Source organism: Hanamia caeni (assembly GCF_003721595.1).
GTDB classification, from domain to species: Bacteria; Bacteroidota; Bacteroidia; order Chitinophagales; family Chitinophagaceae; genus Ginsengibacter; species Ginsengibacter caeni.
This window is the reverse complement of record NZ_RJJR01000007.1, coordinates 41,512-65,058: the sequence shown is the minus strand read 5'-3', so window position 1 is coordinate 65,058 and position 23,547 is coordinate 41,512. Positions and strand designations below refer to the sequence as shown.

18 protein-coding genes are annotated in these 23,547 nt (G+C 39.2%); 12 read left to right on the top strand and 6 right to left on the bottom strand.

Annotated features, from left to right (window positions below):
- Positions 1 to 51: 51 nt before the first annotated feature.
- Both EFY79_RS09685 and odhB read right to left on the bottom strand, forming a co-directional pair.
- Positions 52 to 1,260: an RsmB/NOP family class I SAM-dependent RNA methyltransferase gene (locus tag EFY79_RS09685; RefSeq protein WP_123120507.1), complete on the bottom strand. Its 1,209-nt coding sequence runs from the start codon at positions 1,258 to 1,260 to the stop codon at positions 52 to 54.
- A 29-nt stretch (positions 1,261 to 1,289) separates the two neighbouring features.
- On the bottom strand, positions 1,290 to 2,951 hold the full coding sequence (odhB, locus tag EFY79_RS09680; protein ID WP_123120506.1) for a 2-oxoglutarate dehydrogenase complex dihydrolipoyllysine-residue succinyltransferase: 1,662 nt from the start codon (positions 2,949 to 2,951) through the stop codon (positions 1,290 to 1,292).
- A gap of 258 nt (positions 2,952 to 3,209) precedes the next feature.
- Here odhB and EFY79_RS09675 point away from each other — a divergent pair, with 258 nt between their 5' ends.
- From EFY79_RS09675 to ychF, 6 genes are all read left to right on the top strand, one after another.
- Positions 3,210 to 4,790: a hypothetical protein gene (locus EFY79_RS09675; protein WP_148041898.1), complete on the top strand. Its 1,581-nt coding sequence runs from the start codon at positions 3,210 to 3,212 to the stop codon at positions 4,788 to 4,790.
- A gap of 10 nt (positions 4,791 to 4,800) precedes the next feature.
- Positions 4,801 to 5,952 carry a T9SS type A sorting domain-containing protein gene (locus EFY79_RS09670; protein ID WP_123120504.1) on the top strand — a complete coding sequence of 384 codons (1,152 nt, stop codon included), beginning with the start codon at positions 4,801 to 4,803 and terminating at the stop codon, positions 5,950 to 5,952.
- 202 nt (positions 5,953 to 6,154) lie between these two features.
- Positions 6,155 to 7,558: an MBL fold metallo-hydrolase gene (locus EFY79_RS09665; RefSeq protein WP_123120503.1), complete on the top strand. Its 1,404-nt coding sequence runs from the start codon at positions 6,155 to 6,157 to the stop codon at positions 7,556 to 7,558.
- Positions 7,559 to 7,789: 231 nt separating this feature from the next.
- Complete coding sequence (locus EFY79_RS09660; protein ID WP_123120502.1) at positions 7,790 to 10,438, top strand: outer membrane beta-barrel family protein; 2,649 nt, start codon at positions 7,790 to 7,792, stop codon at positions 10,436 to 10,438.
- Positions 10,439 to 10,749: 311 nt separating this feature from the next.
- The gene (locus EFY79_RS09655) at positions 10,750 to 11,001 is read left to right on the top strand and encodes a hypothetical protein (RefSeq protein ID WP_148041897.1); all 252 of its coding nucleotides are present in this window, start codon (positions 10,750 to 10,752) and stop codon (positions 10,999 to 11,001) included.
- Between the two features lie 124 nt (positions 11,002 to 11,125).
- A complete protein-coding gene (ychF, locus tag EFY79_RS09650) occupies positions 11,126 to 12,226 on the top strand; it encodes a redox-regulated ATPase YchF (protein ID WP_123120500.1) in 1,101 nt (366 codons plus the stop codon).
- Positions 12,227 to 12,233: 7 nt separating this feature from the next.
- On the opposite strand, the gene EFY79_RS09645 is transcribed toward ychF, so the two are convergent.
- The 3 genes from EFY79_RS09645 to EFY79_RS09635 all read right to left on the bottom strand — a co-directional run bounded on the left by EFY79_RS09645 (position 12,234) and on the right by EFY79_RS09635 (position 16,677).
- Positions 12,234 to 12,479 (bottom strand): hypothetical protein, encoded by a 246-nt coding sequence (locus EFY79_RS09645; protein ID WP_123120499.1) that lies wholly within the window; start codon positions 12,477 to 12,479, stop codon positions 12,234 to 12,236.
- Positions 12,480 to 12,631: 152 nt separating this feature from the next.
- The gene (locus tag EFY79_RS09640; protein WP_123120498.1) at positions 12,632 to 13,879 is read right to left on the bottom strand and encodes a fasciclin domain-containing protein; all 1,248 of its coding nucleotides are present in this window, start codon (positions 13,877 to 13,879) and stop codon (positions 12,632 to 12,634) included.
- Positions 13,880 to 13,911: 32 nt separating this feature from the next.
- Positions 13,912 to 16,677 (bottom strand): TonB-dependent receptor, encoded by a 2,766-nt coding sequence (locus EFY79_RS09635; protein ID WP_123120497.1) that lies wholly within the window; start codon positions 16,675 to 16,677, stop codon positions 13,912 to 13,914.
- 147 nt (positions 16,678 to 16,824) lie between these two features.
- Here EFY79_RS09635 and EFY79_RS09630 point away from each other — a divergent pair, with 147 nt between their 5' ends.
- The 6 genes from EFY79_RS09630 to miaA all read left to right on the top strand — a co-directional run bounded on the left by EFY79_RS09630 (position 16,825) and on the right by miaA (position 22,428).
- Positions 16,825 to 17,757, top strand: a complete 933-nt coding sequence (locus EFY79_RS09630; RefSeq protein WP_123120496.1) for a phosphoribosylaminoimidazolesuccinocarboxamide synthase — start codon at positions 16,825 to 16,827, stop codon at positions 17,755 to 17,757.
- Between the two features lie 135 nt (positions 17,758 to 17,892).
- Positions 17,893 to 18,114 (top strand): nucleotidyltransferase domain-containing protein, encoded by a 222-nt coding sequence (locus EFY79_RS09625; RefSeq protein WP_123120495.1) that lies wholly within the window; start codon positions 17,893 to 17,895, stop codon positions 18,112 to 18,114.
- A gap of 144 nt (positions 18,115 to 18,258) precedes the next feature.
- Complete coding sequence (locus EFY79_RS09620) at positions 18,259 to 19,254, top strand: hypothetical protein (RefSeq protein WP_123120494.1); 996 nt, start codon at positions 18,259 to 18,261, stop codon at positions 19,252 to 19,254.
- Between the two features lie 158 nt (positions 19,255 to 19,412).
- Positions 19,413 to 20,834, top strand: coding sequence for a CCA tRNA nucleotidyltransferase (locus EFY79_RS09615; RefSeq protein WP_123120493.1), 1,422 nt, complete (start codon positions 19,413 to 19,415; stop codon positions 20,832 to 20,834).
- Positions 20,835 to 20,948: 114 nt separating this feature from the next.
- A complete protein-coding gene (locus EFY79_RS09610; protein WP_123120492.1) occupies positions 20,949 to 21,533 on the top strand; it encodes an IS1096 element passenger TnpR family protein in 585 nt (194 codons plus the stop codon).
- A 34-nt stretch (positions 21,534 to 21,567) separates the two neighbouring features.
- The gene (gene miaA / locus EFY79_RS09605; RefSeq protein WP_199727501.1) at positions 21,568 to 22,428 is read left to right on the top strand and encodes a tRNA (adenosine(37)-N6)-dimethylallyltransferase MiaA; all 861 of its coding nucleotides are present in this window, start codon (positions 21,568 to 21,570) and stop codon (positions 22,426 to 22,428) included.
- A gap of 18 nt (positions 22,429 to 22,446) precedes the next feature.
- Here miaA and EFY79_RS09600 read toward each other — a convergent pair whose 3' ends face one another.
- On the bottom strand, positions 22,447 to 23,472 hold the full coding sequence (locus EFY79_RS09600) for a DUF2279 domain-containing protein (protein ID WP_123120491.1): 1,026 nt from the start codon (positions 23,470 to 23,472) through the stop codon (positions 22,447 to 22,449).
- Between the last annotated feature and the right edge of the window lie 75 nt (positions 23,473 to 23,547).

The window sequence follows — 23,547 nt, the reverse complement described above, 5'->3', positions numbered from 1 at the left end:
CATTCCGCAGTAAAGAAATAAATAGGCGCTTTTTTTATTTTGAACAGAGAGTTACCTCTTTTTTTTTCGAAACAATGCAACAAATAGAGTATCCGCCTGCATTTCATATCCGGACAGGTATTTTGTTGAAATCAGTTCCAGCGATAAATCTTGTGTGAAAAAATCCACATTATCTTCATTTTCCTTTCTGAAAACAGAACACGTAATATAAAGGAGTAAACCGCCTACCTTCAAATATTCAATTGAATGGGTTACAATTTTCTGCTGAAGCAAAGCATAATTTGTTATTGCTTTCTTTTCGAACCAGGCAAGCGCCTCTGGCGTACGCGACCACGTTCCGGATCCCGAACACGGCACATCAGCTATAATGGTATCAAAACAATGATTAAACAATTTTTCTTTGGATGAAACAGACAAATCAATGAGCAAAGAGGTATAATTTGTGATGCCCGCATTCGTAAAACGCTTCCTTAAATTTTCAAGAATATTTTTTCGTGTATCGCTTACCGTTAGCATGATGTTGTTAAGCAAATCAAAGGCTAATATTGATTTGCCACCGCTGGCTGCACAACAGTCCCACACCGATACGGTTTGAAATTTATCAGTTATTTCTTTCTTTAAGATAGCAAGCGTCTGTTGAGAGTTATAATCTTGTACTATCACTTCATCGTCTAAGCGCAAAACGCGGTTTATGTTTTCGCTATTAGCAAATGAGAGGCAACCAGGATATAGAAATTCAAATGAAATATTTGCCTTGTTTAATTTTTGTAAGACAATTTCTTTTTTACCCGGCCTGACGCGCAGAAATAATCTTGGCTGAATCAAAAACGAAAGATTAAAAAGCCCAACGTCAATTTTAGTACTCAACTCATCATTAAAAGGAAAAACACTTTGCATATCAAAAACATCTTTTAAAAAAGAAATTTTTTCAGGCAAAGGATTTTTTATCATTTCATTCCATGACGGATTCAATTCTTTCAAAATTTTGGAAGGTTCATGTTCCACGAGAAAAGTCGCCAGCAACAATTTTTCTGTTATAGGCATTTCGGAATTAACGCTAACCCCTAAACGAAAATAATCATAGCAAAGCGATGAAATTATCCGCCTGTCTTTAGAGCCATGTTTCTTATTTAAAGAAAAGTATTTTTTGAGATATAAATGAAAGGGTTCTTTGCCGTTATAATTTTCAAGCAGTGTTTGGGCATAATCAAGATACCTGTGAACATAACTTTTTTCAACAGCCTGCTCACTCTTATTCATGAAATAAAAATTAAAAATTAGCGTAAAGCTTATAGCTGAAGAAGCGCCTTAATAGGATCTTTGCCAAATAACAACTGTTCGGGATTTTCAAGCATTTGTTTTATCCTCACCAAAAAGCTAACAGACTCCCTTCCATCAATTACCCGGTGGTCATAGCTTAAGGCGAGGTACATCATCGGCCTGATAACTACCTGGCCGTTGATTGCTACCGGTCTTTGAATGATATTATGCATTCCCAAAATAGCGCTTTGCGGAATATTTATGATTGGCGTACTCATCATTGAACCAAAAATTCCTCCGTTGGTGATGGTGAAGGTTCCTCCAGTCATTTCTTCAATTGTTAATTTGCTTTCGCGGGCTTTTACTGCAAGATCTACTACTTCCTTCTCAATCTCGGCCATGCTCAGGCTTTCAGCGTTCCTTATTACCGGAACAACAAGCCCCTTTGGCGAAGAAACAGCAATTGAAATATCGCAAAAATCATGATAGATTAAATTATCACCTTCCATTCTCGCATTCACGGAAGGCCATTCCTGCAAAGCGAAACAACATGCCTTGGTGAAAAAGCTCATAAAGCCCAAATTTACATCATGAGTTTTTTTAAATGTTTCCTTGTACTTCGCCCGCAAATCCATGATAGCACCCATATCAGCCTCATTAAAGGTCGTAAGCATCGCCGTGTTGTTTTTTGCTTCTACCAGCCTGCGGCTGATAGTGCGACGAAGATTGCTCATTTTTTTTGGAGTTTCGGTTCTGCTGAAAAGCTCCTTATCAATTGCTCTGCCCGGGTTTTGCAAAGCGCTCAACACATCGTTTTTGGTAATTTTTCCATGGAAACCCGTAGCGCTTATTTTTGAAGGATCTATCTTCTTTTCGGCAAGGATGGCAGCAGCCACCGGCGTTGTTTTTATATCTTCTCTTTTCCGTGGTTGATTTTCTTCAGGTGTAATCTTTTCGGCGGGGAAATTATCTGAGCGGCTTTTTTGAACTGTTTCTTCTTCTTTTGGTTTTGTTTTTTCTTGGCTGGCGCTTTTAGCTTCATTTTGAGCAGACGGCTTTTCACCACCAATATCTATAGTTGCCACAACATCCCCTATCTCAATCTCTTCATCTTCTTTTGCCAATGTGTGTAAAATACCGGCTTGTTCGGCATTGATTTCAAAAGATGCTTTTTCACTTTCCAATTCAGCAATCACTTCATCTCTTTCTACCCATTCCCCATCTTTCTTAACCCATTTTGTAAGCGTTACCTCCTTTATGCTTTCTCCGATAACAGGCACTTTTATGTCGATGGTGCCAGATTTCTTTATTTCCTCTTTGCCTTTGCCGTTATCTGATTCTGGTTCTTTAGCTACTGCTGCCTTCTCCGGCGACGATTTAGGAGAAGCAGCTACTGCGCTTTTTTCCGACTCATTTTTGACATTCGGCGTGGCGCTGCCGCCCGCAGATTTTTGGGCTTTCTCATCTATGGTAGCAACTACATCTCCTATTTTCAAATCCTCATCTTCTTTGGCCACAGTATGCAAAATGCCCGCTTGTTCGGCGTTGATTTCAAAAGTCGCTTTTTCACTTTCCAATTCAGCAATCACCTCATCTCTGTTTACCCATTCCCCATCCTTTTTTATCCATTTCGTAAGGGTAACTTCGTTGATACTTTCGCCTACCGCAGGTACTTTTATTTCTACTGCCATGAGTTTTAATTAAGTTTTACAAACGTAAGCTAAATTGAGAAATACACAAAAACCGAAGCCATTACAAACGGCATAAGAAAGATCAATAAAACAAAATTGCCCCCAGGAATATTTCCATTATTTTCGTTGCCTGAAATAGAGGTTATTTAGCTTTGAAAAATGCAATTAATAAATTCCCCATCTTGTTGATTGTTGTTTGGATGCTTTGATCTAATTTTATAAAACTATAAACAACAGAAAGATTTCTTTTTAACTTTTATGAGTAGAATACTATTTATCATTATTTGTTTGTTTACTGTTGGCACAAATGAATCACAGGCCCAACTGATAATTGATTCAGTTAGTTTCGTCGTACAAACAGGAGGAAAGGTTACCGTTACCAACGATATTACTAGCGCCAAGGGTCTTCCATCAACCGGAAAATATTTATTACAAGGAACAGATTCGCAATCAATAAATATGAACGGAAAAACTATTTCTAATCTTGAAATTGATAATGTGAACAATGTTTGGCTTCAAAGCGATTTAACACTGACTGGTTCACTCAAATTTTCAAATGGAAAATTCATTACTGATGGCCATTCTTTTACATTATCTGATATAGCACAGGCTAGCGGAATGGCAGATAATAAATTCATTGAGACGAATAATTCGGGGCAGGTAATTAAACAAATAGCAGTTAATTTAAGTTCTTATGAAATCCCTGTCGGCGCGGGAAGCCTCTACAGGCCTGTGTTTTTAACTACAAGCGGGAGTAATAATGGCGCAAAGGTTGGAATGCAACTCCACAACATAGCCTGCAGCAACAAGCCTCCTTCTACTTCAGATTATTTAAAATCAAACTGGACAATTACCAGCAATGGCATTAATGGAACTCTTTCTGCCCGGGCGAAATATGCGGAAACGGCTGATGTGTTTGGAAATGAGGACAATCTTAAGGCTTATATTTTCGACGGCACAGACTGGTCTTCTTCAGGAACAATCGACAAAGTTGCGAACACTATTTCCTTTTCAATTACAAATACATCTGTTAACATTACCGCTATTGATAAGTTTAGTTTGTTGAAGGCGAAAGTATTGTTGCAAGGCCCTTATAATACAGCCACTCATCTTATGTCAGATAACCTGAGAGCCGCAGGTGTTATCCCGTTAACCGACCCTTACAGCGAGCCTCCTTACAATACTGCTTTTGTAAGGATAAACGACCCGATTGCTGAAGCCGCTGATGCTACAGTTTTTAATGCCCAGCCTTTACAAAGCGATAATATTGTAGACTGGGTATTTTTAGAACTAAGAAATACAGTCGCAGGAGATAATATCGTTCAAACAAGAAGTGCATTAGTACAATGCGATGGCGATATTGTAGATGTGGATGGGAAAAGCCCGGTTACTTTTAATAACATTGCCGATGGGAATTACACAGTTGCCGTGAGGCACCGCAACCATTTGGGAATAAGTACGGACCCGGCCACTTTAACTCCCCTGCTAACTGAAAAACAATCCGTAACCTCTTTTGTTGATTTTACTGCTTCTTCTTTTTTATTTGGAGGAAACAATGCCCATGGCGTGGCATCTGATGGAAAATATATTTTGTGGGGAGGAGATGCTAATATAAATGGGATTGTTCGATTTGCCGGTTTAAATAATGACAAGGATTTTATCTATGTTAATAGCCTAAATTCCGACGCAAGCGCGACTCTTTCAGCTGTTTATTCTCCGGCCGATGTAAATATGGACAGTAAAATCAAATTCAATGCGCTTGCAAATGATAAAGATTTTATTTATACCAAAGTTCTCGAAAACTCTTCAACAATTGTAAGAACCGAATCATTACCATAAATCATAAAACATGAAAAAAATATTTGCATCTTTCTTTTTTATCTTTTCGTTTTCTTCGTTTGCAATGGCCCAGGGAACTGTTCAGGCAAGCATTGGAATAGGAAGTGCAGCCAATAGGATAAAGATTTATATCAAATCAGATATTACCCTGAAATCCAATATTTCAACTTTAGAATTCAACATTGCTATACCCGAAACAGAAACAGTAGCCAAACCCACGGTAACTTCATCGGCATCAAGTATTAGTTGGCAGATCGATGATCCTATTACGGAAGGAGGATATAAAAATTATGCAATTACCACCGGAACCAGCCCTATTCTTACATTTAACTTGACCGCTGGCTCAGAGTTTGAAGTTATGGAATTAGAATTTTCTGATCAGACAGTTTTACCAAATTCAGTTTCATTGATTACTTTACCGCTTGGCGGAGTCACCACTAATGGATTTGCGCTTTTTTATTGTACAGGTTCACCTTCTTCCGATGGTTCTAATCTCTATTACGCAAGAACAACCGATGCCACCTACAGAACGGATATCGTAAACGGATTTAGCTACAATGCAGATGGAACGCAGGGGACAGACATCTCCAGTGCAACATTAACTGCAACACCTACGCCCGTAAAGTTGTCGTCATTTTCTGTTGATATTAAAGATAATACCGCAGCCCTCTCCTGGTCTGTGGAAAACCAGGATGCCAATTCCAGCCATTTTGAAATTGAAAGAAGCGCTAATGGAAAGGATTTTAACCAGGTTGCGATGGTTAATGCAACCAACAATACAAAGCAATCTTATTCTTTTAATGATAATGATCCTTCCCTCTCGGGTTCTGTATATTACCGCTTAAAAATGGTGGATAAAAACGGCCAGTTTGCCTACAGTGACATCAAGACCGTTCAATTTGCAAATACCGGATTTTCTGTGCTGGTTTATCCGAACCCGATAGAAAGTGTTTCAAAATTAAGAGTGAATTTAGAGAAGCCGCAAGTAATCAAAGTAAGCATAAGCAATTCCACAGGCAACTTAGTTCAACACTTTGAAATCGACGGACAAAGAGGAATGAATGAAAAATCAATTAACCTTTCAACTGTTCCTGCCGGTTCTTACATGATAAGGATTCAAAGTGGACAAAAGAACAAGGTGATTTCTGTAATAAAGAAGTAATATCATCATTTCGTTTTTACAGCCGGGAATTTTTTCCAGGTTTTTTATAGTGAAGCGACAAATAGCTCTGCTTTTTATTTAGCAGTTGGGCATTATAGATATCTTTTCAAACCATATATCAGCATATCGTCCGAGGAAAGAATTTGCCATTCCGGATTTTTTGTGGTTAACTTTAATTTTCTGTTCATCTTAAAGTATTTATATGAAAATTGGATTTCATGGCGCTGCAAGAACTGTTACCGGATCAAAACATCTGCTGATTTTAAACAATGGAAAAAAATATTTACTCGACTGTGGTATGTACCAGGGAATGGGCTCAGAAACGGATAAGCTGAACAGGGAATTTGGTTTTAATCCCGAAGAAATTGACCATATGATACTTTCCCATGCGCACATTGACCATTGTGGCCTGATACCGAAATTAGTGAAAGACGGTTACCGTGGCGCTGTATTTGCAACCCCCGCCACAAAAGATTTGGCATCCATCCTCCTGGCTGACAGCGCCGGCATCCAGGAAAACGATTTAAAATATGTAAATAAGACCCGTGCAGCACAAGGGAAGCCTTATATTTCTCCTCTTTACACAATGCAGGATGCAGAAAATGCAATTCAGCGCTTTAAAGTAGTAGATTATGGCGAATGGTTTAAAATTGATGAAAACGTGCAATTCATGTATCTTGATGCCGGCCATATTATCGGGAGCGCTACAGTTCATTTAAAGATTACGGAAAATAATAAAGAAACTCATCTCACATTTTCGGGCGACGTTGGCCGCTACAGGGATGTAATCCTGAAATCACCACAGGATTTTCCGCAGGCTGATTTCATTATTATTGAATCCACTTATGGCAATAAAATTCATGAAGATGTGTATGGCACCCCGGATAAGCTGTTGGATTGGATAGAAAGAACCTGCCTTCAAAAGAAGGGGAAATTAATAATTCCGGCCTTTAGTGTAGGCCGCACGCAGGAAATTTTGTACGCTTTAAACCAACTGGAAAACGAAAACAGGCTGCCGGATCTGCCGTATTTTGTGGACAGCCCGCTGAGCCTTGAAGCCACACAGGTAATGGAAAGCTATCCCCGGTATTTCAATAACCGCGTTCAAAAATTATTACAATCAGATCATAATCCTTTCCAATTTAAAGGTTTGCGGTTTGTAAAATCTGTGGAAGAAAGCAAATCACTGAATTATCGCAACGACCCCATGGTTATCATTTCTGCAAGCGGCATGGCTGAAGCGGGAAGAGTAAAGCATCACATCAGCAACAACATTGAAAATAGCAGAAATGCAATTTTACTCACCGGTTATTGCGAACCTGATTCCCTGGGAGGCAGGCTTAAGCGGCATCCAAAAGAAGTGGGTATTTTTGGACAACCACATGAAGTACATGCTGAAATAGGTGAGATACAAAGCATGAGCGCTCATGGCGACTATGAAGACCTTTCACAATGGCTTTCCTGCCAGGATAAAAAAATGGTCAAAAAATTATTTTTGGTTCATGGCGATTATGATGTTCAATTAGATTTTAAAAACCGGCTAATCAGTAAAGGTTTTGCTGATGTAGAAATACCTGCCAGGCATACTGAAGCTGGATTGGGTTAGTGGTTAGTGGTTGGTGGTTAGTAGTTAGTTGTTAGTCTGTTAGTTGAATTGAAAATTGAAAATTGGAAACAGCCTTCTGCCTTATGCCTTTTGCCTTCCACTTTTTGCCTCCTGCCTAGGGCCTCACGCCCTAATGCCGTCTGCTATTATTATCCTACCATTCATACATAATTAAAATTTTGTTTTAATAATAGTAAAAGAAATTTGCGCCCTTATTAAAACCGCTTAATTATGAAAATTAAAAAGTACTACTTTACTCTTCTTATACTAATCACTTCTTCCGCAGTAATGGCTCAATTTCCACAAGGAAATCCCGCAGCAAGGCCATCCACCGGAAACAGAAATATGAATGTGGGGCATTTTTACGGAAAAGTTGTGGATGGTAATACGAACAAACCCATAGAATCTGCGTCAGTTCAGCTTTCGCAAACGAAAATGGATACGGCTACCAAAGCACGGACTTCCAAAATAGTTGCCGCTTTACTTACAGATAAAAAAGGTGAATTCAGTATTGAAAAACTTCAGCTTTTTGGCACTTATACCTTAACCGTTAGCGCCGTGGGGCATGGAGTATATACCGACCAGGTTTCTTTTAATTTAAACATGAATGGCGACAGAAGCCAGATGATGAATGCTATTGACAAAGACCTTGGCAATATCAAATTGCTTCCTGAAGCGAAAGAACTGGCGAATGTGGTGGTGACTGCTAATAAGTCGCTTATGCAAATGAGCATTGACCGGAAAGTTTTTAACGTGGATAAAAGCCTTACCAGCGTAGGTGGTACAGCAGTTGACGTGATGAGAAATGTGCCATCGGTAAATGTGGATATTGATGGAAATGTGACCTTAAGAAACGCCAGCCCCCAGATATTTGTAGACGGAAGGCCAACGACTTTGACGCTTGATGAAATCCCTGCTGATGAAATTGAAAGTATTGAAATCATTACAAACCCTTCTGCCAAATTTGATGCCTCAGGCGGAGGCGCAGGCATATTAAATATTGTGATGAAGAAAAATAAAAAACCCGGATACAATGGAAATTTCAGGGCTGGTGTTGATACAAGAGGCGGAAATAATGCAGGTGGAAATATCAACATTAAACAAGGTAAAGTCAATTTTTTTGCCAGCGGAAACTACTTTCAGTTTAAGGGTAAAAGCACCAACAAGACCGATAGAACCGATAATATCAACGACCTGGTTGCCAACCTTCATCAAGAAAGTAACCCAAGCCGCAATGGGCGCATGGCCGGCGGCAACATAGGATTCGATTATTTTGTAGATAACCGCAACACTTTCACACTTAGCGGTGGTATCAGGCAGGGGAAATTTGGTGGCAATGAGTTAACAAATATTACCCGCGACACGCTTTTCAACGGCCTCACAAAACATACATTCGGCACCAGCAACAGCGATAATAATTTTGTCTGGAACAATTACAACGGCAAACTAAGCTTCAAACATAATTTTGCAAAGCCAAATAAATACATCACCGCAGATGCGAATTATGACTATAGCAAAAACAATAATGACCAAAATGTAACTACAGAATATTTTAACCAGGATAATTCACCGGCAGCTCCTGTATTTAAACAAAGAACCACAGGAAATGGTACCAGTGATAATATCACCGTTCAAACAGATTATTCAAACCCCGTTTCTGACAAAATCAAAATAGAAGCTGGTTTGAGAGCAGCAATCAGAAACTCAAACAGCGACAATAACAACTATATTATGGACGAGTCTTCCGGCAAATATGTTTCTGTTGCGGGACTGAGCACTAAGTATAAATACACCGATAATGTGTATGCGGGTTATGTAACATTTTCGCAGAAGATTAAAAACTTCACCTACCAGTTGGGTGGTAGAATAGAAAGCTCAAAATATTCCGGGGAGTTGGTAGATTCGAACAAAACATTTAGTAACTCTTATCCCCTGAGTTTTTTCCCCAGCGTGTTCCTTACACAAAAGATTAATGACAAACAGGATATTCAACTGAATTATTCAAGGAAAATAAACAGGCCCAATTTCTGGCAACTGATACCTTATTATGATTTTAGTGATCCGCTGAACATCAGCGTGGGCAATGCTTCACTGGTTCCTGAGTTTACTAACCTGCTTGAATTATCCTACGATCTGAATTTTAAAAATGGCAATAGTATTATAGCTACTGCTTATTATCGCAGGAGCGATAATTTAATATCCCGTTATCAATATTGGGATAAAAACCCTAATCCCGCGTATAACGATTCTGTTTTTATTTCTTCTTTTGTAAATGCCAGCAGCTCGGAAGCGTATGGATTGGAAATCACTTCTATGAATAAGATTGCCCCATGGTGGACACTTACGGAAAATGTCAATCTTTATAATTCCAAAATAAACGGCAGCAACCTCACCGGCACTACTACCACGTTGGGAAAATTAAGCTGGTTTGGAAAAATCAACAGTACCTGGACTTTGCCTGCAAATATTAGCATTCAAATTAATGGTGATTATACCAGCAAAACTATCCTGCCGCCGGGCAGAAGCGGTGGCGGTGGCAATCATTGGGGCGGTGGAAATTTAGCCAATGCCAATGGGTACGCCTTGCCGGTTTGGGGTTTTGATGCAGCCATTAAAAAGGATTTTTTGAAAGATAAATCGCTTTCTGTTTCGCTGAGCATGAATGATATTTTCAACACAAGAGTTACCAGGATACATTCCGTATCTACCTCCTCCAAAAACATTTCTTCAACACAGGATATGTGGAGACAAAGAGATCCGCAACAGTTGAGAGTGAACCTAAGCTGGCGATTCGGTAAAACGGATGTGTCTCTTTTCAAAAGAAAAAATATGAACCAGCAGAACGACCAGGGCGATGTGCCACCTGTAATGGCTCAATAAAATTCTTATTCATTTTTCCTGAAAAATAGCCGTTGAAACAGACGGCTATTTTTTTGCAGTAAAAAGACTTTTCAGTGTAATTTTTATTTTAGCCTACATCCTCATCGTTTTGCGTGGTGTACGGTGTAAATCGATTTTTCAAGGCAAACCACTTTGAGTTTCGTTGATCACGGATGTTTTCAACACAAAAGTTACAGGATTCATTCAGAATTTCCTCCATTGTCCACATTTCTTCTATTCGAGGAAAAAACTAAAAGATCCTTGATGGCATGTTAATTGATTATTATTTTTTCGTATTTAAAAATAATGCTATGAAAAAAATCAAAAGTTTTTATTTGTCATTTATGGCAATGCTTTTACCGTTATTTTTCACGGGAATAGCGGTTGCCCAGGATAGTGCGGTTTCTTCCACCACAACTACAACCAGTACTTCTTCTTCATTCACCGTTCAACCGTGGATGTGGGTCGTTGGCGGAATAATTGTTTTAATTATCATCATTGCCCTGGTAAGCAGAGGCTCAAAAGATAAAGTGGTGATAACAAAAGAGCGCACTATCGAATAATTTATCCACTGAGTAAAAATGGCTGCTGTTGAGTAGCCATTTTTATTAATCCACACGCACTGCCGGTGACTGGTTGCCCTTTTCATGCTATCTTTGCGCCCCCTAAATCAATCTTTTTGTACAAATGGCATTACAGGCAGGAATTGTAGGATTACCCAATGTAGGAAAATCAACTTTATTTAATGCGGTAAGCAACAGCGCCAAAGCGCAGGCGAGCAATTACCGGTTCTGCACCATAGAACCCAACGTGGGATTGGTAAATGTGCCGGATAAAAGATTAAACGTTTTGGCCGAGTTGGTGCTTCCGGAGAAAATTGTTCCGACACAAATTGAAATTGTTGATATAGCCGGACTGGTAAAGGGCGCCAGCAAAGGCGAAGGTTTAGGCAATAAATTTTTGGCAAATATCCGTGAGGTAGATGCCATCATTCATGTAATCCGCTGTTTTGAAGATGAAAATGTGCTGCGCGAAGAAGGCCCTATCAACCCGATAAGTGATAAAGAAATTATCGAGACCGAATTGCAGCTAAAAGATTTGGAGGGCGTAGAGCGAAAATTAGCCCGCGCAGAAAAAATGGCCAAAACCGGCGACGCCCAATCAAAACTCGAATTTGAAGTACTGAAAAAATGCAAAGCGCATCTTGAAAAGGGAAAGAATATCTTATCGCTCGGTTTGTCTAAAGAAGAGAGGGCGGCTGTGGCCGATAATTTTTTTCTAACGGATAAACCCGTTTTATATGTTGCCAATGTTGATGAAGCGTCCATGCATTCGGGCAATAAATATTCAGATTTGCTGGTGGCTGCGGCTCGGGAAGAAGGCGCCCAGGTAATCGTTATGACCAATGCTATTGAGGCGCAAATTGCGGAATTTGAAGATCCGGAAGATAAGCAGATGTTTATGGATGAATATAAAATGGAAGAACCGGCGCTGGACAGGCTTATCCATTCCGCATACGAATTATTAAATCTTTCCACTTATTTCACTGCCGGTGTGCAGGAAGTGCGCGCCTGGACGATTCACAAAGGCTGGAAGGCGCCCCAGGCAGCCGGCGTAATTCACAGCGATTTTGAAAAAGGATTTATTAAGGCAGAAGTAATTTCTTACAATGATTTTGTTCAATACAAATCTGAGGCTGCAGCCAGGGAGAACGGCAAATTACGGATTGAAGGTAAAGAATATATAGTGCAGGACGGCGATGTGATGCATTTTCGTTTCAATGTATAGGCGAATATTATTGTAATAATCCCGAAGACCTTTCATTAACGCCGGCGGGAAAATGTTGGTGTATTACGAAAGCAGTCGTATCCGGCGATTCGCCAGTATTAGGTTTTGTTTCTCCGCAACTTCTTGAAAAGTACCAAAGAAGAAAAACAATAATTACGACAAAAATTAAAGGAATTACCCACCTGGGCCTCGCAACAGGTTGCCTAATCTCTTCTACGGTTTCTTTCTGATCGGGCGTTTTTTTCTCTGCCATTTCGCTTATTTTAAAAGGTAAAAAATCAGAAAGGATGAAACAGAAATATGAAATAATTTCATGGGCACCCCTTCAGTATAATCCAAAAAGCCCTCAAAAGTTATACCCAAATAAAAATCGATAACTATAAACAAATTCTTTGCAAATTTGTTTTACTGCGGAAATAATACTTTATCAATCACATAATAAACTCCATTTACGGCGTGGTTATCAAGGCTGATAGCTTTTGCCGGCGGCCCCGAAAATGGAGCGCCGCCCGGAGGAAAAGTGCCCACCCCATTGAATGTGAGATTATTAACAAATGGGCCGCTAAATGTAGCCTGGGCTATTATTCCCGGGTGTGTTGAAAGGGCGTTATTTACCAAAGTCAGATACGGCGTAGCAGTGGTTGGGAAATTATTTGAAAAAACTCTTATGGTGGGCTCGTACGCTGTATCAATGGCATTATAAGCAGCCAGGAAATGATACGCCAGGATTCCCTGAACAGACGATGCCGGCAAAACACTATACAAAGCCGGGTTACTGAAAACGGCTGGCGAAGAGGAAAGCAACGTTGCCTGCTGGGCAGCCATCGCCTGGTTCAATCCCTGCTGTAATAAATAGGAATAAGCCAATCCAAAAATCACGGTTTGGAACGCTGCGTTATCGGGTGCAAGCACCGTCATGTTAGTTGGCGGGTAATTCAACAATGAATCAAGGCGGCCTAAGCCGGTTTGTCCACTGTCGGCGCGCTCAATAGCAGCCTTAAAAAATGAAAGCTCTGGATTGCTATAAATAGCGCTTTTTAATGTTTGAAAAGGCGGCGCCACTATCGCTGCCACTTCATGAATTACTCCATTTTTCAATTTGATGTCCGGCTTGGTTACCGGAATATTGTTATCGTAAAAAGCATTTCCAACTACTGAGGGGAAAGTGGTTAATTTAAAAGGTATTGGTATTGGTAATTGCCCAACGGTAATGCTTGTGGGTAACTGTTCATTCGGCATGGAGGGAGTAAGACCGCCTTTTGTAATATCTGAGCTTAAGTATTGATTGCCGGGAATAATAGAGTAGCCGACAATCGCTCCCAGTGTTTGCAGATCTAACGTATTGAGTGCATCAATAGAAGGGATTCCTGAAACCCTGAACGCATTATTTGTCGGAAGGAAAACGGTGAATTCTGTGCTGTCCCTGTTTAATTGCGCTAATTGCCCGGTCTTGGTAGCAGCAGCCGCAAAAAAGCTATAGCTTGTATCTGTACTTATTTGTTGGCCGATAGAAATTTCACTGTTGTTTACCGGTGGATATTCTATAGGTGTGGCATCCGGCAGTGGCTTATTACAGGAATAAAAAATGAAAACTCCCGCAATAGCTGCCAAACTCATTTGAAGATAACGCCTGTTTAATGTGATATTTTTCATCTTCTTTATTTAAAAGGTGAGCAGGGAAGTTCTTAGAAAACATTATAACCAAGGCTTACGTAATACAATCCGCCGATGGCCGGATTTCCGAATCCATTACGATAATACTGATTTAGCAGGTTAGTAGCTCCGATTTTAAGCAAAACCTTAGGATTAAAAAACTTATAACTTATCTGTGCATCCAATGTCTGGAACGCAGGAACTATGCCGTTCGCAAAATCGGCCTGGAAATCTATTTTATCCTGCCAACGATAAGATAAATCAAAACCAAACCTTTTTTCAGAACCGAAACCTGTATTACTGAAAGTTGCGCCTGCCCGATATTTAGGGGCATTAAAGTCGGCCTGAAAATTCTCAGGGACATTGTCCAGATTATCTGAGCTAACTGTACCACCAACAACAAAATTGCGCGGCAGCGCATAGGTTAGACTCATACCGAAACCATAAGTATTTACTTTATCCTGCACATTAATTGGAATCGAATAGGTAGATACCAATGCAAGATTATTAAGATTCGCTTTTATCTGTTCGGGACTACCGGTGAAAACACTTTTATCATTATTTACCGACTGGGCTACAATTACACGGGAAAGAAAATTATTGTAAATTCCATAGTATCCATAAAGGTCAATAAGCAGCCTTTTATTTATTAATAACCCTTTATAGCCTGCTTCAAAAGAGTTAACGCTTTCTGCTTTGAAGTGAGTAACAGGATTTACCTGTGGATTTCCTGCAAATAAATTATTATCTACCGTGTAAACCGGGTTCGAAATCAAATGATAGAAATCTGTAAAACTGGAGACCCCACCAATTAAATGAGTTCCTCCTTCTACAACGAGATTAATGTATTGCTGTTGGGTTGAAGCAAAACGATATGCCTGCTGGTAGGATACCCTGATATTATTGTCCTCTGCGACTTTAATTACCAGGGAAACACGTGGTGTAAATTTTCCGGCAAAATTTTCATTTTTGTCGTAGCGGGCAGAAGCAATAATCTTTAACTTGTCATCTAACACTCTTTTGGTTGCTTCCAGGTAAGCTCCGTATTCACTGATAGGAATTTTTCCTGTAGAATCTGCAAACAATGTGCCTTCAGAATTCAACTCATATCTTTTATAATTAGCGCCAATTATAACATCTGCAAATTTCGACGTGATGGAAGATAAATTGTACTGGCCTTCTACATTATACAGATCTGTTTTATCAACAAACAAACCACCTCCGTCTGAAATTGGAATACTTCTTACTTTGTCAAAAATCTGTTTAAATGCCGCGGTTCCTGGAACAGGCATGCCTTGATCAGCCACAGCTCTTGCATCCGCATGAGCAGTAATATCAGTTTTCCCTGCAAGCTTTGCATTCAAATAAGCAAAAGCATATTGAGGATACCAGTCGTTACTTGACTTCCAGGCTTCATTGAACAGGCGGGTGGTAATAGTTGCGTCAAAAGATTTACCAGCATTTTCCTGTGTAGTATATGCCCGCACAAACCAATTCTTATTTACCAACTCAATTTTATATTGTCCTATTTTTAAATCTAAAAAAGAATACCGATCAATTCCCGTATAAACGGAATTTCCTGTACCCCAATATCCTTCTGCATTTAAAAACGTTCGCGGAGATAACTTATAACTCAGAGCACCAGATAATTTAAAGTTTATGGTATTTGGATTTAAAATGTCTTTTTCAGCGTAGCCGGTTCTCGAAACCAAAATCGATGAGGGCATTGCATTAATGTAAGGTGCATAGAAAGGGGCCTGCTCAGCTATTTTATCTAAGACCTGTGACTTTATATCAATAGATGTTTCATCGCCATACACATTAATGCCATCATAATTAGGATCAGTTTGCCTTGTGCCTTTTTTTACTCCGCCAACTAATGCCACGCGATCATAATCTCTGTAATCATTGGCCACCCAATCTTTAGCCTGCACGAATTCGGTTCCAACTTTAAAAGCAAACTTATTGCTCACTTTTTTTGCCCACCTTAGCGACGCGTTATAATAAGGCGAGGCTTTCCGATCAGGATTATCAATGTTCATCATGCCGGTTTTAACCTGCAATGACAGCCCCTGGTATTTAAAGGGATCTTTACTGGTAATAAGTATTGCGCCATTCATTCCCCCCGGACCATATAGTGCGGAAGACGCTCCAGGCAATAGTTCTACGCTTTCTACGTCGAGTTCAGTAAGTCCTACCACATTTCCTACCGAGAAGTTTAATCCAGGTGCCTGGTTATCCATTCCATCCACTATCTGGTTCACACGCACACTGCCGCTTCCATTGAAACCTCTTGTACTGGGTGAAGAAAAAGTTAGCGAGGAATTTACCACATCTACGCCGTTCAATTTTGAAATAATATCATAATACGAAGGCTGAGCCGAATTACGAATGTCAGTGGCGCTGATTCTTTCAATAGTTACCGGCGATTCCATAATTCTTGATGGCGTTCTCGTGGCAGCCACCACCACCTCCTGGCCCAAGGTGCTGGCAGTTTCCAGCGAAATATTCACAGGAGTGGAAATATTGTTTACTTCAACTTCTGTCTGCTTATATCCGATAGAAGAAATAATCAACGTTAGTGGCGGAGACTTTTTAGTGTCAAGAGAAAAGTTTCCTTTTTCGTCTGTATAGGTTCCTTCCTCTCCATCTTTTACAGTTATTGATACGGCGGGTACGCCTTCCCCGGTGATCTTATTGCTCACCGTTCCTTTGATAGTTGTTTGTTGTGCGAAACATGCCTGCGAAAAAAATAATAGTGATATTATTAGGAACGAAATTGGGGTTAATCTGCTCATATTGATAAAATTTTGGTGAGCTAATTGAAATCAATAAGAATATTCCTGCTTATGCAATATAAATTATCTTAGTCATATATAGAGAAATTCTCTAAGTCTCTATTAAAAAAAATATGTGCATTTTTGCACGGAATTTATTTATACGTTATGTCTTCATTTTCATTTCCCGATCAAACGCAGTTTTACAAGGGAAAAGTACGGGATGTTTACACTATAGCAGATAAGCTGTTGGTGATGATTGCCAGCGACCGCATCTCAGCGTTTGATGTGATTTTGCCAAAACCTATTCCCAACAAAGGCCAGGTACTTAACCAGATAGCTGCTTATATGCTCAGCGCAACAAAAGATATTTGCAACAACTGGCTGCTTGATACGCCCGCACCGAATGTTTCGGTAGGAAAAAAATGTGTTCCTTTCAAAGTGGAAATGGTAGTGAGAGGCAATCTTACCGGCCATGCCTGGCGTACTTATCATGCCGGAGAAAGAGTGTTGTGTGGCGTAAAGCTGGATGAAGGCCTGAAAGAAAATGATTTTTTTTCAACACCTGTCATTACCCCATCAACAAAAGCCGCAGAAGGCCATGATGAAGATATCAGCAGGGAGCAGATTATTCAAAGAAATATTGTTTCCGAAGAAGATTATGCACAATTGGAAAAATATGCATTGCAATTGTTTGCGAGAGGTAAGGAAATTGCAAAAAAGAGAGGGTTGATCCTGGTAGATACCAAATATGAATTTGGAAAACTGGGCGATGAAATTATTTTGATTGATGAAATTCATACGCCTGACAGCTCACGCTACTTTTATGCCGATGGTTTTGAGGAAAGGCAGGCAAGTGGCGAAAAACAAAAACAGCTTAGTAAAGAATTTGTGCGTGAATGGTTGATTGAAAATAATTTTATGGGAAAGGAAGGGCAGGTAGTTCCGGAGATGAGTGAAGAATGGATTTCGATTATCCGTAACCGTTATATAGAACTTTATGAAAAATTAATCGGAGGAAAATTTATTCCTGAAACACTAAGTAATGAAGAAACGCGGGAAAGAATTTTATCTTCTCTAAAAAAATTGTCATCACAGTGAACGAACAAATATTCCCTATTTATATTTTACTTTGCTACGCGCTTAATTAATCTCTTTCATGTCTTTTTCACTTTTCCATCCTTTTAAAAAATTATATCCAAAAATATCTACTGTTCATTTTGTTAACTTTGATACATGAATGCTCAAACCCACAATATAAGCCGGCTCATACGAAAGAATGTCAATGAAATAGATGACAATGCCGAGATTATACTTTATGGTTCAAGAGCCCGCGGCGATGAGCGCATAGATTCTGATTGGGATATCTTAGTGCTTACAGATTATCCCGTAAGCTTAGAAAAAGAAAAAATTTTTAGAGACAAATTATATACACTGGAAATTAATGATACGATTTGATTTTAGGTTTCTTCATTGATAGACTTAGTTTTAGATTCTCAAAAAAGTTGTGCAGATAATTTGAATTTCAAAATTTAAACAGTGAACGGACAAATATTCCCTATTTCTATTTTACTTTGCCATACTTTTTAATAGAATTTGCTGATGCCGCTTTCTCTTTTCAATCCTTTCGAAACACTGCATTTTGAAGACACCACCTGCTTTTTGACGGGTGAAGAATTATCTTCCCCGGAACAAAATATTACTGTTTTTCCTGGCTGGATTTTAGATCGCTTTTCGCTGCGTGAAAAGAAATTCAAAATGCTTGACCAGATTACAGCTTTTCATTACGACGATCTGAAATTGCCTTGTTCAGATAGTGTCAAAACAGCTTTTGATAATCTTGAAACAGAAATAAAAGCGGCCTTCGATGCGGGATATGACGCAGTAACTAAAATTCCCGGTGAAAAACTTTTTTTGTGGATGGGACGCTTTGTGTACGGCGTATTGTATAATGATATTGTATTGGAAAGAAGCCGTTCAAAAAAAAGGCCGGGAGCAAAAGATTTCACGTTGTCGCCTGCGCTTAAAAAGCGCTTTTCTAAGTTTCACCTGATGTTGCAATCGCTTTTGGTTCCGATGGAATTCACAGGTGTAAAACCGTGGAGCATTGCAATAGTAAAAGTGAAATATTCAAAAGACGGTTTTAATTACAAAGATGAGCCTACCAACCAAAATTTTTCTTTGGGTATGAATGGTTTTGGTATCGTTGCATGCCTTCAGGACAATGGCGCAGTTTTAGAAAAAGAAAAAGAGATATTGGGAAAAGCGGGCGAAAGAGTTTTGCATCCCATCCAGTTTGAAGAATTAGCAGCGCGGTTTTTATACAGAAATTATTTGCTAAAGAATCGTGGACAAACAAATGTTGAGATTAAAAGCAACAAAGTGATAATAGCATCTTATCCACCTTCAAAGGCTACTGAACTAATTTTTAATCCGTGGAGCGAGGACATGTTTGCACAGGTTTTGGCCGGCTATTGGGAGCCTTGGGGTTTTGAGAAAAAAACGATTTTTAATTTTCCGGATTCTCCGGTGAGCTTTCTGGAGAATGAAGTTGATCATAAATTTATTGAGCCCGAATCTATTCAATTGCCATTTTGATTTGATACAATTACCAGTTTCGAATTTAATTTCATTACATGCTTTCGAAAAATTACAGCAGGTAGATGGAAGTTCTTCCTCATGAATTTTTGTTTATCTAAAACCAATATTTGCGGGCATTTTATTAAGAACATAATTTATCCGTTTACATTTGCACGATGAAGATTAGGTGCTCCAGTGAAGAAATTTTTATCTTCCAAAAAATAAGCGATGCCGCATCGGAATTGTCAATGGCTGCATTTATTATTGGCGGATTTGTCCGGGATAAAATTTTAAACCGTTATTCAAAAGACGCGGATATAGTTTGCGATGGCGATGGTATTCAACTTGCGCAATTGGCAGCCTTACAATTTGATCCAAAACCAAATCTCAGCGTCTTCAAAAATTTTGGTACTGCACAATTAAAGCTTTTTATTAAAGGAAATACATTTGAAATTGAGTTTGTAGGAGCCAGGAAGGAAAGCTATAACCGCAACAGCAGAAAGCCGGATGTACTACCCGGCACATTGGAAGAAGACAGGCTAAGAAGAGATTTCACAATGAACACAATTGCCGCAAAACTTCATAGAAATAATTTCCTTGAAATAGTCGACCCTTTACATGGCCTGGAAGACATCAAAAATAAAATCATAAGAACGCCGCTGCCGCCCGCGCAAACGTTCATTGACGATCCGTTGCGAATGATGCGGGCCATTCGCTTTGCTGCGCAATTACATTTTACAATAGAGCAGGAAACTTTCCAGGCAATTAAAGAAAATGCATCAAGGATAAAAATCGTAAGTGGCGAAAGAATTATTGATGAGATGAATAAGATAGTGATGACAACCAAACCGTCTGTTGGATTTGACCTGCTGTATATATCCGGCCTTTTAGAAATTATTTTTCCGCAAATGGTTGCCTTGGTTGGCGCAGAATTTATTGACGGCAAAGGCCATAAGGATAATTTTTACCACACCCTGCAAGTGCTGGATAATATTGCACCGCACACGAATGATCTGTGGCTTAGGTGGGCAGCCATTCTTCATGATATTGCAAAGCCTGCTACGAAAAAATTTGAAGAAGGCCATGGCTGGACCTTTCATGGCCACGAAGTGGTGGGGGGAAGAATGGTTCCGAAAATATTTGCAAAGCTAAAACTTCCTTTAAATGAAAAAATGAAGTTTGTAAGGAAAATGGTTGAACTGCATTTGCGGCCTATCAGCCTTACCAAAGAGAATATAACGGATTCGGCTATACGAAGATTGCTTTTTGATGCAGGCGATGACATCGAGAATTTGATGACGCTCTGTAAAGCAGACATCACCTCAAAAAACAAACAAAAGGTTCAGCGCTATCTTGCCAATTTTGAAATGGTAGAAAAACGATTGAAAGAAGTAGAAGAATCAGATCATTTGCGAAACTGGCAACCGCCCATAACGGGTGAGATCATCATGAAAGAATTTAATCTTCCCCCGTCACGTATTGTTGGGGAAATAAAGAATGCAGTGAGAGAAGCCATTCTTGACGGAGAAATAGCAAACGAATTTAATGCTGCCTTTGCGTACATGAAGAAGGTAGCAAAAAATCTGGGTGTCAGTTAAGTTTTATCCACTATTATTTCCGATTTGTTCCGTAGTAAAGATTGCATTTTTCGCAGCGCCTGTCTACGCAGTTTCTAAACTGATTAATTAAAAACTAAGCCTTAAATTTGTGATATGGCAATTTTAAAATTCAGAATTTATTGGGAAGAAGATGAAAGCATTTATCGTGATCTGATGATAAAACATTCGCAGACTTTTTTAGATCTTCATAACTGCATTTTAAAGTGTTTTGAATTTGACAATAAACATCATGCTACCTTTTACCGAAGCAACGATCACTGGCAACGCGGCAAGGAAATTACCCTGGAAAAATATGATAAGCCTTATAAGGCCGAACCGCTATTGATGAAAGACACGGTTATAAGTCATGAAATTCATGAGCCTAATCAAAAATTTATTTATGTCTACGATTTTCATAAATACTGGACGTTTCTTGTTGAATTAATTAACGTCAATAAGGACGAAGGCCTAAAGTCTGAATATCCCGTGTGCAGCAGAAGCGAGGGAATAGCTCCCAGCCAATATGGAACCAAGGGATTAATTAATGAAAAGCTTTCAGAGATTGAAGAGAAATACGATTTGAATACGGCAGTACTGGCCGATAGCTACAGCGAGGAAGGAGAAAGCAATGACGCGACTGATAATGGCGAAGAAGAGGAGGAAGAACAAGTGGATGATGCCGAAAACGACGATTTATAAAAGTTAAAGCCGGTTCTTTACAAACCGCCATTACATGTCTACAAATACCTGCATTATTGTTTGCGGCCCCACCGCGGTGGGAAAAACTGATTACGGAATACAACTTGCTGAAGAATACAAAACGGAAATAATTTCTGCAGACAGCCGCCAATGCTTTAGGGAGCTTAACATCGGCGTGGCAAGGCCTTCCGCCGAACAGCTTAAAAAAATTCATCACTATTTTATTAACACGCATTCCATTCACGAAGAAGTGAATGCAAAAATTTTTGAAGAATATGCATTGAATGCGGTACATACAATTTTTCAAAAAAACGAAACTGCGGTAATGGTGGGTGGAACCGGTTTGTATATTAAAGCCTTTGCCGAAGGGCTTGATGCGATTCCGGAAGTACGTGAAGATATCCGCAAAGAAATTAATGAACTATATTTATTAAACGGCTATGACTGGCTTTATACTGAATTAAAAAACCGGGATCCTGTTTTTTTTGCAAAAGGCGAAATAAAAAATCCTCAGCGAATGCTGCGTGCGTTGGAGGTAAAACTTTCAACCGGCACGTCTATTCTTAATTTTCATTCGAAACAAAAAGCAAAACGAAAATTCAACATAAAATTTCGTTTACTGCAGTTATCCCGCGAAGAACTTTATAAAAATATCAATAATCGTGTGGACGTGATGATTGAAAACGGTTTGCTAAAAGAAGCAGAAGTGCTATATCCTTACAAACATCTGAATTCCTTGCAAACAGTGGGTTACAAAGAATTGTTCGAATATTTTGATGGAAATTATTCTCTTGAAAAAGCGGTGGACCAAATTAAAAAAAATAGCCGGCATTATGCAAAGAGGCAAATGACCTGGTTCAGAAAAAATTTAGAAAATATAAAACAGGAATATTAATCGTTTTACTGTCTGAATTCAAAAAACCAACCAATGCCCTTTAAATTTTCCGTTTGAAAATTCTAAAGCAGGTGCAGGGAATTTTAAAGCATTCAGCACAAATAATAAAATCTTTATTCCCTTTTTGTTGGTTTTTATTTTTGTAAAATCAATATCCGGTGAGAGATACCATTGGCGGTACCGTTTAATATCCTGCCTGTCGAATACCAGGTCGCCATTATCATTATAAGCCACGTTTTTAATCCCTCCAAACATGCCCTCAGCGCCGTAACCAATAGAAAGATTTAACCATTCCGGAAGCTTTGAGTCAGGAAAAAACGATTTAATATTTGCGCTTAGCCAATAAGTTTGCCCGTTATAATCTTTAATAAATCTTTGAATTTCCGTGTTTCCATACAAATCATTTGCCCGGTCATTAAGCTGCTGACTACCATAATTTTTGCGATGAAACGAAAATTTAATCTGGATGCGTTCATCATTCCATGCGAGCTGCTGTGAAATGAATGCTGCAGAACCTATTATATTAGCAGTAAAATCGCCTACACTAAATCCATATTCAGAAGAAAATCCGTCTAAAACTTCGATGACAGATTGATAAGCAACACCGCTCAGGCCTCCTATCCAAATACTTTTTTTCCTGGGTAAACCGGCCCACCGCCACAATTCCATGGTAGCCCGGCTCTCAGAATAGGCGCTATACACATGGCCCACTTTGTCCATTTGCAGCCATTCATTATTATCGTCAAAAAAATGAAATTTTGAACGGGGATATTTTTGATACCATAACGCATTTAATCCGACGAGTGCGCCGCCATAACCAACTATATTGGCCGCGGTCACCAATTGAATTCTCTTTTTATTATAAGGATACGTTTTGAACGAATCAACCATCAAAGGCTTTTCGGGCTTAAGAAAATAGACAGGCTCTGATGAAAAATCTTCGATGTTAAAAGTTCCCTGTGAAATTGCGGGACTGATACCCGTCACAACAAAAAGAAAGCATAAAAGAGAAAGAAATTTTCCGGAACTTCTAAATAAATACATCGGGCAAAATTAAGATGATTGAGTTTTAGAATTGTTAAATTGTCAAAATCAATATCTTTAAATTGTAAAAAAATA